Annotated in this window: 12 protein-coding genes; 9 read left to right on the plus strand and 3 right to left on the minus strand. The window is 38.2% G+C overall.

Features of this window, described 5'->3' with window-relative positions:
- The first annotated feature begins 12 nt into the window (after window positions 1-12).
- The 9 genes from cysD to AC57AW_RS14270 all read left to right on the plus strand — a co-directional run bounded on the left by cysD (window position 13) and on the right by AC57AW_RS14270 (window position 13,115).
- Window positions 13-921: a sulfate adenylyltransferase subunit CysD gene (cysD, locus tag AC57AW_RS14230; RefSeq protein WP_496352414.1), complete on the plus strand. Its 909-nt coding sequence runs from the start codon at window positions 13-15 to the stop codon at window positions 919-921.
- Window positions 922-1,021: 100 nt separating this feature from the next.
- Window positions 1,022-2,260 (plus strand): sulfate adenylyltransferase subunit 1, encoded by a 1,239-nt coding sequence (locus AC57AW_RS14235; RefSeq protein WP_496352415.1) that lies wholly within the window; start codon window positions 1,022-1,024, stop codon window positions 2,258-2,260.
- A 5-nt stretch (window positions 2,261-2,265) separates the two neighbouring features.
- Window positions 2,266-3,096, plus strand: a complete 831-nt coding sequence (gene epsC / locus AC57AW_RS14240; protein ID WP_496352416.1) for a serine O-acetyltransferase EpsC — start codon at window positions 2,266-2,268, stop codon at window positions 3,094-3,096.
- A 23-nt stretch (window positions 3,097-3,119) separates the two neighbouring features.
- A complete protein-coding gene (cysK, locus tag AC57AW_RS14245) occupies window positions 3,120-4,031 on the plus strand; it encodes a cysteine synthase A (RefSeq protein WP_496352417.1) in 912 nt (303 codons plus the stop codon).
- A 23-nt stretch (window positions 4,032-4,054) separates the two neighbouring features.
- The gene (cobA, locus tag AC57AW_RS14250; protein WP_496352418.1) at window positions 4,055-4,900 is read left to right on the plus strand and encodes a uroporphyrinogen-III C-methyltransferase; all 846 of its coding nucleotides are present in this window, start codon (window positions 4,055-4,057) and stop codon (window positions 4,898-4,900) included.
- Window positions 4,890-6,602 (plus strand): diflavin oxidoreductase, encoded by a 1,713-nt coding sequence (locus AC57AW_RS14255; RefSeq protein ID WP_496352419.1) that lies wholly within the window; start codon window positions 4,890-4,892, stop codon window positions 6,600-6,602. Before cobA ends, AC57AW_RS14255 begins: the two co-directional genes overlap by 11 nt.
- A gap of 28 nt (window positions 6,603-6,630) precedes the next feature.
- Complete coding sequence (locus AC57AW_RS14260; protein WP_496352420.1) at window positions 6,631-8,307, plus strand: NADPH-dependent assimilatory sulfite reductase hemoprotein subunit; 1,677 nt, start codon at window positions 6,631-6,633, stop codon at window positions 8,305-8,307.
- Between the two features lie 408 nt (window positions 8,308-8,715).
- On the plus strand, window positions 8,716-11,592 hold the full coding sequence (locus AC57AW_RS14265) for a TonB-dependent receptor (RefSeq protein WP_496352421.1): 2,877 nt from the start codon (window positions 8,716-8,718) through the stop codon (window positions 11,590-11,592).
- Between the two features lie 5 nt (window positions 11,593-11,597).
- A complete protein-coding gene (locus AC57AW_RS14270) occupies window positions 11,598-13,115 on the plus strand; it encodes a TSUP family transporter (RefSeq protein ID WP_496352422.1) in 1,518 nt (505 codons plus the stop codon).
- 443 nt (window positions 13,116-13,558) lie between these two features.
- Here AC57AW_RS14270 and AC57AW_RS14275 read toward each other — a convergent pair whose 3' ends face one another.
- From AC57AW_RS14275 to AC57AW_RS14285, 3 genes are all read right to left on the minus strand, one after another.
- Window positions 13,559-14,053 (minus strand): DoxX family protein, encoded by a 495-nt coding sequence (locus AC57AW_RS14275; RefSeq protein ID WP_496352423.1) that lies wholly within the window; start codon window positions 14,051-14,053, stop codon window positions 13,559-13,561.
- A 134-nt stretch (window positions 14,054-14,187) separates the two neighbouring features.
- Entirely contained in the window at window positions 14,188-14,559 is a 372-nt protein-coding gene (locus tag AC57AW_RS14280) for a hypothetical protein (RefSeq protein ID WP_496352424.1), read from the minus strand.
- A gap of 178 nt (window positions 14,560-14,737) precedes the next feature.
- Complete coding sequence (locus AC57AW_RS14285) at window positions 14,738-15,124, minus strand: DoxX family protein (RefSeq protein WP_496352425.1); 387 nt, start codon at window positions 15,122-15,124, stop codon at window positions 14,738-14,740.
- Window positions 15,125-15,162 lie beyond the last annotated feature (38 nt).

The raw sequence follows: 15,162 nt of genomic DNA on the forward strand, positions 1-15,162 counted from the left end.
AAAAATAAAAAAATGTCAATACAGCAGTTAAATTATTTAGATCAGTTAGAGGCCGAATCTATTTACATATTAAGAGAAGTAGCAGGCCAATTTGAACGCCCGTCCTTATTATTCAGTGGGGGAAAAGACAGTATTGTACTGGCTCACCTGGCAAGAAAAGCATTTTTCCATGGGAAAATCCCGTTTACATTTGTGCACGTAGATACAGGACACAACTTTCCGGAAGTATTGGATTTCCGTGATCAGCTGGTAAAGCAGTTGGATGTTAATCTTGCAGTAAGAAAAGTAGAAGACACTATAAAAAGTAAAAAACTAACCGAGGCTAAAGGTAAGTTCCCAAGCAGAAACTGGCTTCAAACCTATACACTTCTTGATACAGTTGAAGAATTTGAATTTGATGCCTGTATCGGAGGAGCTCGCAGAGATGAAGAAAAAGCCCGCGCCAAGGAAAGAATATTTTCTGTACGTGATGAATTCGGGCAGTGGGATCCTAAACTTCAACGTCCTGAGTTGTGGAATATCTTTAACGGGAAAATCCACAAAGGAGAAAATGTAAGAGTTTTCCCTATCAGCAACTGGACAGAGCTCGATATCTGGAACTATATCCGAAGAGAGAAAATAGCATTGCCTTCCATTTATTTCTCGCATGAAAGGGAAGTGGTAGATTTTAATGGCCAGTGGCTTGCCAACTCTACACACGTTTTCCTGGAACCGGAAGATATTGTCACCACCAAAAAAATACGCTACCGTACCGTGGGAGATATGACCTGCACTGCGGCTGTAGAATCCAATGCAGTTACCATTGATTCAGTCATAGAAGAAATAGTAGCCACCAGAATTTCAGAACGCGGAGAAACCAGAATTGACGACCGTGTAACAGAAGCAGCAATGGAAGACCGAAAAAAAGGAGGCTACTTCTAGATAAGCAATCAGCGATGAGTAATAAGTAATAGGACAGACAACCTTTACTAACAATAAAATTACTCATTATCAATTACTCATTATTTATAATTAAAATCGGATGGATATATTAAGATTTATAACAGCAGGAAGCGTAGATGACGGAAAAAGTACCCTTATCGGCAGATTGCTTTACGATAGCAAAAGTATTTTACAGGATCAGTTGGAAGTTCTGGAAAAACATTCTAAAAATAAAAATGAAGACGGGGTAGACCTTGCCCTTTTAACGGATGGTCTGCGTGCAGAAAGAGAACAGGGAATCACCATTGATGTTGCCTACCGCTATTTTTCAACCGCAAAAAGAAAATTTATCATCGCTGATGCGCCGGGCCATGTACAATATACCCGTAATATGATCACCGGAGCATCCAACTCTGATCTGATGGTCATTCTGATCGATGCAAGAAAAGGAGTGATTGAACAAACCAGAAGACATTCTATCATCGCTTCTTTATTACAATTAAAGAAAGTCGCTGTAGCTATTAACAAAATGGATATGGTGGATTATTCCGAAGAGGTTTTTGAAAACATTAAATCAGAATATTCAAAAATTGCAGAAAATCTTGGATTAAACGATGTCACCTATTTCCCAATCTCAGCACTGAAAGGAGACAATATAGTGTCAACATCTACCAGAACAGATTGGTACAAAGGAAATTCTCTTTTGGAATATCTTGAAGAAGTAACCCTGAATGAAGAAGAAAATAATGGAAGCCGTTTTCAGGTTCAGTATGTCATTCGTCCTCAGACTGAAGAACTGCATGATTACAGAGGATATGCCGGACAAATATTAAGTGGAAAATTCTCAAAAGGAGACAAAATTCATATTCTTCCGGCTGATCTGACAACCGAAATCACTAAGATTGAGATCAATGGCATTGAAAAAGAAGAAGCTTTTGAAGGCCAGCCTGCCGTGATCCACCTTGCCCATGATTTAGATATAAGCAGAGGAGATATTTTTGCCACAGAAGAACAGATTCCGACAGTTGAAAAAGATCTTGAAGTGCTTTTATGCTGGCTAGATCAGAAACCATTGCAGCCGGGGAATAAATATCTGTTACAGCAGAACAGCAGACTGGTAAAAGCAGTTGTGAAAGAAGTAGATTACAAAATCAATGTCAACACCTTGATTCAGGAACAGGCAGACAGCGAAATTAAACTGAACGAAATTGTAAAAGTTACCCTGCGAACGGCACAGCCTTTGGTCTATGATAGCTTTACCTTTAATAAAACAACGGGCTCTGCCATCTTGGTGGATGAAACGTCCAATTCAACGGTAGCAGCCTGTATAATTCAATAGAAAAAATGGCAATTTCCGATTACTTAATGCAAAGAATTCATCAGACCAAACAAAATAACATTCATGGATTCTTCGACAAAATAAAGACAAAAAGATGGGTTAAGGATTTGTATGAAACACTCTTCCTTCCTCAGAATGATAATACTGAAGAACAGCTTAAAAGAAATTTTGAAGCGCTGCAGAACACACTTTCTGAACAGATCAATACGGTAACGGAACATCAGGACAGTACTGAAAAACAGGTTGATCAGTTTTTTGAAGCGCTGCCTGGCCTTTATGATCAGTTGGTACTGGATGCAAAATCTATTGTAGAGTTTGATCCTGCCGCTGACTCTCTGGAAGAAGTATATCTGGCATATCCCGGCTTTTTCGCCACGTATGTCTACCGTATTTCGCACCAGTTGTGGAGTCAGAACGTGAAAATTTTACCGCGTGTCATTTCAGAATATGCCCACAGTAAAACCGGAATTGATATTCATCCGGGAGCAACCATTGGAAAGTCTTTTTTCATTGATCACGGAACAGGAATTGTGATCGGAGAAACAACAATTATTGGGAATAATGTCAAAATCTATCAGGGAGTTACTCTAGGAGCCTTGAATGTTTCCAAAGAAAAAGCCCATCAGAAAAGGCATCCCAATATTGAAGATGATGTGATTATCTATTCGGGGGCAACCATTTTGGGAGGTGAAACTACCATAGGAAGAGAAAGCATCATAGGAGGAAATGTATGGATTACACAGGATGTTCCCGCCAACTCTCTGGTCTACCACAAAAGTGAAATAAAAATAAAGGATAATACTTCATTACCGGAATCATTAACCTTTGTGATTTAAAAAAACAAAAAAAGTAAATTGATATGAGATTTCAGAACGCATTAGAAACGATTGGAAATACTCCCGTCGTGAAAATTAATACACTATTCAATTCAGATCATGAAATCTGGATTAAACTTGAAAAAAGCAACCCCGGCGGAAGCATTAAAGACAGAATTGCTCTGGCAATGATTGAAGCTGCTGAAGCAAAAGGATTATTAAATAAAGACAGCACCATTATAGAACCTACCAGTGGAAATACAGGAATAGGACTGGCTCTGGTAGCTGCCGTAAAAGGATACAAGCTGATTCTTGTAATGCCTGACAGCATGAGCATAGAACGCCGTAAAATTATGGAAGCTTACGGTGCCGAATTTGTCCTTACTCCAAGAGAAAAAGGAATGAAAGGCGCTATCGAAAAAGCCAATGAACTTGCCGAAGAAACACCCAATTCATGGATTCCGAAACAGTTTGACAATCCTGCCAACGTAAAAGTACATGTGGAAACAACCGCTCAGGAAATTTTAAAAGACTTCCCAGACGGTCTGGATTACATCATTACCGGAGTAGGAACCGGAGGACACATCACCGGAATTGCAAAAGCAGTAAAAGAAAAATATCCAAACGTAAAAGTTTTTGCCGTAGAACCGGAATTATCTCCTGTTTTAAGTGGAGGAAGCCCGGCGCCGCACCCACTGCAGGGACTAGGAGCAGGATTTGTTCCTTCCATTCTGGATATTACCCTTTTGGACGGGGTCATCAAAGTTGGCAAGGAAGAAGCTTATGAATATGCTCTGAATGCAGCTAAAAAAGAAGGCCTTTTTGTAGGAGTTTCCACGGGAGCCGCTTTAGCAGCTATCGCAAAACATTTACCGGAAATACAACCTAACGCTAAAATCCTGACAATTAATTACGATACCGGAGAAAGGTATCTGTCTGTAGAAGGACTCTTCTAAATCCTTAACTAACAATTACTTCAATGAAAACAAATATAAAATCACCAAAGGTTTACCTTATCGGTGCAGGGCCCGGCAACCCTGAACTGATTACTGTAAAAGCAGTAAAAGCAATTGCAGAAGCAGACATCATTTTATGTGACCGCCTTGTAAGTCCTGAGATTCTGGAGACATACGTCAATGAAAATACAGAGGTCATCTATGTAGGCAAAGAATGTAGCAAAAATGCATCCACCCCTCAGTCCCATATCAATACATTGATGGTGGAATATGCTCTTCTGAATAAAACCATTGTAAGACTGAAAGGAGGAGATGTTTCCATATTCTCCAATATTCTGGATGAACTGCAGGCTTTAAAAGAAAATCATATTCCTTACGAAATTATTCCCGGAATTACAGCAGCTTTAGGAGCAGCAGCCTTTGCAGGGATGCCTTTAACAGCGAGAGGATATTCCACATCAGTACGTTTTCTGACCTATTATAAATCAGAGATCGTGACTGAAGAATACTGGAAAGAACTTGCTTTGACCAATGATACCCTTGTTTTCTATATGTCTAAAGGAAATCTTACCCCTCTTGTAGAAAAGCTGAAGCAGCTTGAGATTTCAGGTGATAAAAAAATTGCAGTCATTGAGCAGGCTACAACGCCTTACCAAAAAGTGTACACTTCATCATTTGAAGATTTTAACGAAAAATTCGGAGATAAAGCCTTTGCATCACCTTCTTTGGTTGTTGTCGGTAAAATTGTCAATCTGCATGAAGAATTTTCGTGGCTTGAAAATGCTGAACAGGAAGGTCTTTATTTTAAATCTGTAGAAAACGGAAGTCTAATCCCTACCACTCAAAATTTCTTTGAATATGCTGTCTGAAACTAAATTAAATGTATTAAAACAAATTTCCGGAGACCTTACCAGAGACGAAGCCATCTGGGCAAGCGGATATCTTGCGGGTATTGCCGGAGGAACTTCATTGACGGCTGTACTGCCACCACAGCAAACAACTGCTATTGCACAGAATACCGTAAAAAAAATAACCCTGGCTTACGGAACAGAAACCGGAAACAGCAAAAAACTGGCTACAGCATTGGCAGGTATCGTTAAGAAAAAAGGACTTCAGGTTAAACTGGCTGACCTTTCTCAATACAAACCTAAAGATCTGGCTAAAGAAGAGTTCTTTTTCATCGTGATCAGCACTCAGGGAGAGGGGGAACCGCCAGCTCTTGCTAAAAAATTCTATGATCATATCCATGAAAATGAAATTAATCTTAGCGGACTTAAATATGGAGTGCTGGCATTGGGAGACAGCAGTTATCCTTTGTTCTGCCAAACCGGTGAAGATGTAGATTCACGTTTTGAAATATTGGGAGCACAGCGTATTATTCCGTTAAAAAAATGTGATATTGATTACGAGCAGGAAGCCTCTCACTGGATAGAACATGTATTTGAAACGGTCAATAAAAATACTGATCAGAGTACTAAAAATATTTCAGCTCCAAAGATTTCTACCGGAAGAAAGAAATATCAGGGAAAAGCTTCAACGATCATCAATCTGAACGATATTACTTCTGAAAAAGAAACCTATCATATCGAAATTGAAACAGAAGAAGCGCTTGCCTATCAACCCGGCGCTGCTTTGGGTATTATCCCTTTCAATTCAAAATCTGTTGTGGATGAAATTATTACGCTGACAGGAATTGATCCTCAAAAACAGATAGAAACATCAAAGATTAAAGCTTCTGTTGAAGAATTACTACACAAGCATCTTAATATTAGCTATTTACTTAAATCCGTAGTTGCTCAATATGCGAAAATAACGGGACATTCCATTCCGGAAGTTAGACTCAGTCTTCTTGATCTCCTTAGAATTTATCCGGTAAAAAATGCAGATGAATTTGAAGAAATCATTCAGATATTAACTGCTCAGGCACCCCGTCTGTATTCCATTTCTTCCTCTTTGGAAGCTCATGGTGATACGGAAATTCATATTACCGTTGCCAGATCAGAGTTCTTTATTGACCATCAGAAACAGAACGGATTATGCAGTGGTTTTCTGAGTGAATTCAAAGAAGGAGAAGAGGTAGAGTTTTATATTCAGGATGCTGGTCATTTCAAACTTCCGGAAGCTGACAAAGACATCATCATGATAGGGCCGGGAACAGGTATCGCACCTTTCAGATCATTCCTTTGGGAACGTGATGCTACAGGTGCAGAAGGAAGAAACTGGCTGTTTTTCGGGGACAGGAATTTCGTTTCAGATTTCCTTTACCAGGCGGAACTTCAGGATTTTATTAAAACAGGCAGCTTAACTCATTTAGATCTTGCTTTTTCCAGAGATACCAATGAAAAAGTATACGTTCAGCACAGGCTGGAGCAAAAATCTCAGGAAATATTCTACTGGCTTGAAGGCGGTGCTTCAGTATATGTATGCGGAGCCAAAGAACCGATGGCTCGTGATGTAGAACAAACACTTCTGAACATTATTCAGAATGAAGGAAAACGCAGCAAAGATGATGCTGTACTTTACCTGGAAGATATGGAGCTTAGCGGCAGATATGCTAAAGATGTTTATTAAAAAGAAGTAAAAATTAAAGGAAACAGTTATGAACAACGATAAAGAAAACCTTTCACCGGTAGAAAGGATTAAAACCAGCAGTAACGGGCTCAGAGGATCTTTAAAAGAGAGCCTTGCTGATACTATTACCGGAGCCATAAGGGAAGATGATCAGACACTGATCAAATTTCATGGAATGTACCAACAGGACGACAGAGACCGAAGGGAAGAGCGTGTCTCCAAAAAACTGGAATGGCTGTATTCTTATATGATCAGATTGAGACTTCCCGGTGGCTTTTTAACTCCGGAACAATGGGTAGGATTGAATGATACGGCTGAAGATCATTCCACAGGAACCATTAAAGTAACGACAAGACAAACCATTCAGCTGCATGGTATTTTAAAATCTCATTTAAGACCTACCATTCAAAGCTTCAATCTGCAGCATCTGGATTCTATTGCGGCTTGTGGAGATGTCAACAGAAATGTAACCTGTACAGCCAATCCTTCAGAATCCCCTTTGCACAAAGAAGCTTATGAACTGGCTGGCAAAATCAGTGAAATGTGTCTTCCAAAAACCCAATCCTATTATGATATCTGGATTGATGATGAACTTCTGATAGACCGAAAAGCGGAGGAAGATCCATTATATCAGGACAGATATCTTCCAAGAAAACTGAAAATAGGAATTGCCGTTCCCCCCAATAATGATGTGGACGTATTCATCAATGATATTGCATTGATCGCTATCATTGAAAATAATAAAATTGTAGGTTACAATATTGCGGCTGGAGGCGGACTGGGAGCCACTCATGGAAATGAGGCCACGTACGCCCGTCTCGCATCCATTCTTGGATTTGTCGATACCGAAGAAAAAGTATTAAAAGCCGTCTACGAAATCATTACGGTTCAAAGAGACTTTGGTAACAGAAGCGACCGAAAATTATCAAGATTAAAATATACGATTGATAAATTGGGTATCGATGAGTACAGAGCTGAAGTAGAAAAAAGAACAGGATTCAGTTTTGAACCGGCCCGTGAATTTAAGTTTGAACAGAGAAAAGACCGCTACGGCTGGATTCAGAACCATGAAGGAAAATGGTTTTATACCGTATTTGTAGAGCATGGAAGAATCCTTAATACAGCTGAATATCCTTTAAAATCAGGGTTATTAAAAGTAGCACAGACTGGTAAAGCCAATTTCCGTTTTACCTGCAACCAAAACCTTATTCTGGCTGATATTGATGAAAAAGATAAAGCTGAAATTGAAGTTATTTTAAAAGAACATGGAATTTCAGAATATACCAATGGAGCAAGTGCCTTACGTAAAAATTCTGTTGCCTGTGTCGCTTTGAATACCTGTTCACTTGCTTTAGCGGAAGCTCAGCGTTACCTTCCTTCTTTGGTCACCAAAATAGAACCTATCCTTGAAAAATATGGTCTTTTAGAAGAAGATATCACGATCCGTATGACCGGCTGTCCTAATGGATGCGGAAGATCTCCGAATGCAGAAATAGGATTTGTAGGAACAGCCTATGGAAAATACAATCTTCACATCGGAGGAGACCGCTTAGGAATGCGACTAAATACAAAATTTAAAGAAAATATAGGTGAAGAAGAGATTCTTACCACATTGGATGAGCTTTTCGGGATTTATGTGCAGAAAAGACTTACAGAGGAAACATTTGGTGATTTTTCATACCGTTACTTACATACCTTAAATTAATTATATGACTACTTTTCATGATGATCTGAAAAAAAACAAAAAAACTAAACCTCTTCATTTAGGTAGACGAATGTGCATGTGTTGTTGATTCTTGAATAACAATACAATCAAAGCTGTTTGAAGTTTTTGAATCATGGAAGTCTAACAGACTGTCATTGCGAACCGAAGGTGAAGCAATCTCAGCAATAATATTAATGGCTTAAACCACCCCGTCAAATCAAAGATTTGACACCCCTCCAAAGGAGGGGAATGCCAAGCCTTTAATGTAATATCCGACAGTATCAAACCTTTTAATCAAAAACTTAAGTGTTTAAAAACTTTTGTGTCTTTTGACTTCGTCGAATCTTCGATTTGTGGTTAAATTAAAATTCAGACAGCTTCATTCTCAATCTAAAAAATGAAGAAAAAATGAAAAACAAAAAACAGGGGAAAATTCTACCTAAAGCAGGCATTATCGCATTCACATTTCTATTTTTTAACCTGGCGGAAGCGCAGCAGCAGCTTATAGAGCTTAGCGGAAGCATCAAAAATACAGGTACACATAAGGCGCTTGATTCTGTAAAAATACAGATCGAAAACACACAAGATATCGCATTAACGGATCAGCAGGGTAACTTTAAAATCAGAACAAGAGTTACTATTCCGTTCAGGGTAGTTGTTCAGAAAGACGGTTTTTCCAGTCAAACTGTTGAGATTCTTTCTCCTTCCAACAAAATTACGATAGGACTGAATCCTCAAAATACGATTATTGATGATGTAGTGATCTCCGCCTCCAGAGTTCCGGAAAAGATATTAAGATCACCGATCGCGATTGAAAAAATTGATATTAAAACCATCAGGGAAAGTCCGGCAGCTTCATTCTATGAAACACTTGAAAATGTAAAAGGGTTACAGCTTTTAACATCCAGTCTCACTTTAAAAATCCCTAATTCCAGAGGGTTCAATTCACCGAATAATTTCCGTTTTATGCAGTTGGTAGACGGTGTAGATGTACAGTCTGCAACACTGGGTGTTCCCTTAGGAAATGCAATAGGACCTACGGAACTGGATATTCAATCTATGGAAGTCACTCCTGGAGCCGCTTCAGCATTGTACGGAATGAATGCCATCAACGGACTGGCAAGTTTACAAACCAAAGATCCATTTACGTCTGAAGGAATAAGCCTTTATTTCCGTGGCGGGGTGAATCATGTAGACAATGTCAATCATAAAATAAGTTCCCTGGGAGAAAGTGCCATCCGCTTTGCAAAAGTGATCAATAAAAACTTTGCAGTGAAGGTGAATGCTTCCTATTTCAGCGGAACAGACTGGATTTCCAACAATCTTACAGATCAGAACCCAGGATCATTAATCACTGCTAATCCTAATTTTGCATTGGCTAATAATCCGGCTGAAGACCTATGGAATAAGTATGGTGATGAAAGAAACAACCGTGTCGCCGTAAAAGTGGATTATAATGGAAAACCTACCACATTCAACGTTTCCAGAACAGGATATCTGGAGAAAGATCTTGTGAGTCCTGACGTGAAAAATATCAAGTTCGATGCAGGATTATATTACCGTTTCGGAGATCAGTGGAGAACTTCTTATGTCTATCGGTATGGTTTGCTGGACGGCACTTTTCAAAGGGGAAATAAAATCCGGTTGCAGAATGCCACCGTTCAGAATCATAAAATAGAGCTTACAGGAAAAGAACTGACCTTCAGAGCGTATGTGTCTATAGAAAACACTGGTGATTCTTATAACCTGAAGCCTTTGGCAGACAATCTAGATTTGACAAATCTTTCTAATACCAATTGGAAAAACATATTCCAGACAGCTCTTCAGAATAACTTAAATGCAGGAGCCAATCTTAATGATGCATTTATTATCGCCCGCCAGGAGGCAGATAAAAATAGAGCAGTACCCGGAACCGCAGCCTTTGAACAGTTAAAAAACATCATTATCGGAATCAACAACTGGGATTCTGCCAATGCAGGAATTGCAGGAGCTCCGGCAACAGGAGGTGCCAAACTTGAACAGAAATCCCGCTTTTATCAGGGTGAACTTACCTATGATTTCAGCAGATTTGTAAAAATATTCAACCTTCTTGCTGGTATAGATTATCGCCTCTATAGCATTACTCCGGATGGAAACAATTTTGTTGATTTCGATCGTCCTGTAAGTGAAAGAAATATTCCTTTAGCCAACGGTACCTTCGGGAAAGATGTTATTTATCAGAAATATGGAGCTTTTGCTCAGATTACAAAGCTTTTCTTTAATGATAAATTAAAAATTAATGCAGCCTTACGTATCGACAGAAACCCGGAATTTGAAGCCAAATTAAATCCGAGAATCAGTGTGGTGTATTCTCCGGTTAAAGAGCATAATTTCAGAGCTTCTTTTCAGAATGGATATCGTTTTCCCTCCCTTTTTGAAGCACTTTCTTTCGTAAACAACGGAAATGTAAGAAGAGTAGGCGGACTTTCAAAAGTAAATGACGGATTAGGCTATCTGGAAAACTCTTATACATTAGCTTCCATTGATAAATTCACTTCAGCAGTGAATGCAGATGTAGATGCCGGAAAAACTCAGGCTCAGGCAGCTCAGGATAATAAACAGCTTTTAACCGTAGCCAATCTTCAAAAATTACAGCCGGAAAAGATCAATTCGTTTGAAATAGGGTACAAATCTACTTTTTTCAACAATAAACTGGTGCTGGACTGGGATTTTTATTACAACATTTATGAAGGATTCCTGGGACAGGTAGAAGTCGCAGTACCTAAAAACAGCCAGATAGGAAGCAATGCTGCCGTTCTTGCGATGCTTGACAGAAGTAAACAGGACAGATACAGAGTATATACCAATAGCAACAGTACCTACAAAAGTTATGGAACCTCTCTGGGAATCCGATATAATATTACAGGAAATTATAATGTGAACACCAATGTTTCTTATAATGATCTTGCTTCCAATAATACCTCAGATTTGTTTATCACCGCATTCAACACTCCGAAATGGATGGTAAATGTAAGTCTCGGAAACAGGGAGATTGTCAAAAATATCGGGTTTACGCTTGTTGCAAGATGGCAGAGCGGTTTTATGTGGGAGAGTCCTTTAGCGTCTGGAGCAATTCCTGCGTATTATACCATTGATGCTCAGGCTACATGGAAGCTTCCGGAAATCCGTGCAAATGTAAAAATTGGGGCAACCAATTTACTGAACCGCCGTTATTTGCAATATGCAGCGGGTCCTGAAATCGGAGGACTATATTATCTCGCTTTTACTTATGACTTAAAACTGTAATCAGGATGAGCAATTCATTATATCCCATATTTTTAAAACTTGAAAACCTGTCACTGCTGATCATTGGCGGTGGTAAGGTTGCCCTTGAAAAACTGGAATCGGTACTTGGAAATTCTCCGGAAACGTCCATCAAACTGGTGGCCAAGGAAATTATTCCTGAAGTCAGGATCTTGGAAAATGAGTTTTCTAATCTGATTATTCATGAAAGAGCTTACGACGAGCATGATTTTAATGATGTAGATCTTGCGATTATTGCAGTAAATGATATTGAACTGGCAGGAGAAATCAGAGAAAAAGCCCAGCAAAAAAATGTTTTGGTGAATATTGCAGATAAACCGGACCTGTGTGACTTTTATTTAGGTTCTATTGTTAAAAAAGGAAGTCTTAAGATTGCTATTTCCACCAACGGAAAATCTCCTACTATTGCCAAGAGATTAAGGGAAACCTTTACCGAAGTTATTCCTGACGAAATGGATCATGTCTTAAATAATATGCAGCATATCCGTAATCAACTCACCGGAGACTTCAATTATAAAGTGAAAGAACTTAACAAAATCACCACAGAATATCTTTCTGACGGAAAAGCTTCTTCAAAACCGGATATGGAAATTGAAAAGCTGATCAATATTACCAAAATCGCTCAGAGAAAAGCTAATATTTACCTTGCAATTATTGGAATTCTACTTCTTTTTGGGTTATTCGGACTTGTGGTGTACCAGTTCAATCTTTCCGGTGATATTCAGTACTTTCTGAATAAAGACGGTCATATCTTTTACTGGATGCTGTTTGCAGGCTTCATGGCAGAAATTGTCGCCGGATCAATGGGGATGGGCTATGGAGTCATATGTACCACAATACTTTTACTGCTTAATGTTCCGCCGCCTGTTGTGAGTGCAAGTATTCATTCTGCGGAATCTTTTACTACTGCCGCCGGAAGTTTCAGTCATTATAAACTGGGAAATGTCAATAAGAAAATGGTGTGGGTACTATTCCCGCTGGCTATTGTAGGTTCTGTTATCGGAGCATTAACCCTGTCTCATTATGGCGAACATTATGCTCATATTGTAAAACCTATTATTGCCTGCTATACTTTATATCTTGGAATTAATATCTTAAGAAATGCATTTAAAGGTAAAAAATCAGGGCAAGGTAAAACCAAACGAAGAACGAATCTGAGAATATTAGGATTGGTAGGTGGCTTTATTGATTCCTTTGCAGGAGGCGGTTGGGGACCATTGGTAACCGGAACATTGATCAAAGAGGGAAGGATTCCCCGTTATGTAGTGGGAAGTTCTACTGTTGCCAAGTTTTTACTAACTATTACCAGTGCCATTACATTCATTTTCACAATAGGTATCCATCACTGGAATATTGTTTTGGGGCTTTTGCTGGGTGGTGTTTTCACCGCTCCGTTTTCTGCAATGCTGACTTCAAAACTTCCAACAAAGAAAATGTTTATCGTCCTGGGAATGGTCGTTATTACAATGAGCCTTATTACGATAACAAAATCAGTCTTATCATAAGAAAATAAGTATAAAATTAAAAAGAAAAGGATGATCTATTAAACGCAAAGATTTTAATGTTTTACTTTATTTTGAGGCTTCATAGGGGAAGATCAATGATACAGTCTTTTGATACTATCATTACTCATTTTTAGTGAAAATCTGAAACCATTAAAACTTTGCGTTTTTTATTTTTAAATGCTTTTTCCTAAATATTTTTATAAACGCAAAGACGCAAAATAATATAAAAAAGGCTGCTATAAGACGCAAGGATTTTATCTTCGATAAAATTGAATACAGCATAGTTTGCTTTTTATCTGCGAGAAAATTTAGAAAACATCTCTTGCTGGAAATCTTGGATTTTCTTGCGCCTTAAAAATCATACATAAAATTTAGAAAAATCTTGCGTCTTTGCGATTTTCCAACAAAAAAACAGCTCCCAAAAAGAGAGCTGCTTAAAATCACTAACTATTTCCTGATTTTGTTTTCCTGAAAGCATCAAGTCCGAAACCTGTACACCCCTGGAACAAAAACAGGAGCAAAAACAAAAGATACAATGTCTGAGGCAGATAAAGAAAATAGCTCAGCCATGTAAAAGGATCTACTTCATAAATTCCTGTTTCAGGTTTTACAGGAACTAATTCCTTAGGAATTGAACTGAGATCATGCGTAAATAATGCAACCAGAATAATGATGATTAAAAACACAGAGCTTATTCTCGTCCAGAAACCCAGCATTAGAAATAGCCCGAATACACATTCACAGAAAGCCGTAAAATTCGCCGTAAACTGTGGAAATGGGAATCCAATAGAGCTTATAGTGTTCAACATATATCCCTGAAAAATAGGATGGAAAAGTTTATTAAAGCCCGCTATAAAAAAGAAGAGTCCAATAAGTATTCTACAGATTGCATATATATTGACTGTATTCTTATCGAGTTTTGATAGTATTATTTTCATTATTTTTTAATTCATTTATTGATTAAATCAACATGACAGCACCATGAACAGGAGTTGGTCATGTGATTATTTGATTAGATAACAAGATTTCTTATGTAAATCTCCAGATCGTATTATTTCACGATAGCTGAAATTTATCCTGTTATTTTAGGAGGAATCCAGATAGAATTAAAAAATGAAGAATAAGGTGGATCATCATATAAGAAATAGCCGTTGCTTATTTCCTGATCCATAAATTTTTCAAAGGTAAAAGAATGTAAAGAAGCAGTAAAAAACAGAGAAAAACCTGAACAATAATTACTGTTACATTTTATCGGAGTTCTGTTGTTATCTGCAAGATCAAGCTTATTGCATTTTTTATGAGAAGTCTTTTCCTGACTGTAATGGTATTTTGTTTCTGTGGAAAGAAAGTTAGTATTTTCTGTTTTCAGGATCACCAGATGGAGCAATATTACAAATATATTTAATACTTGTAGATACTGCCATAATCCATTTCTTTTCCCCATAAATCCATTAGAATGAAAACAAATATAGTAAAATATTTATACTTGGTTTTTCATTTTAAACACATCAAAAAAATGTTAATTAAACCGTTTTCTGAATTCTAAAGGAGAAGCAGACGCCTGATTTTTAAATAAACGATGGAAAGATTGAGGGGGTTCAAATCCTCAATCTTTGCTTCTATTATTTTCTGTCCAAAGCCAGATAATTATCCTCAATTCTGCTGATCAGAATGTAGAACAGCCCTGCATAGATCATCTGAATACCCATTGCTTCCCAGTTTTCAACCGTACTGCTTCCAAAAAGCAGCAAGATCATCAGCGATGCTCCGGCAATAGTAGCGATACGGGTTTTAAAACCAATCATCAGCAGCAATCCGATTATAAATTCTAAAAAGGGGAGTGATACTCCAAAAATCTGTACCAAAGGCTGCGGAAGCCAGCTTGTTTCAAAACCTTTCATCATTCCTGATGCAAAATTCTCTAGTTTCACCAGGCGGACCAAACCATGTCCCAAAAGATTAATTCCCATCGACACCCGAAGGAAAAAGTAGGCTGTTTTTGTATTCATAGTAATATTTTTTGTTTTTCAAATAGGGAAAGTTCATT

Source organism: Chryseobacterium sp. BGA-UO-ETr-SB22 (assembly GCF_059567885.1).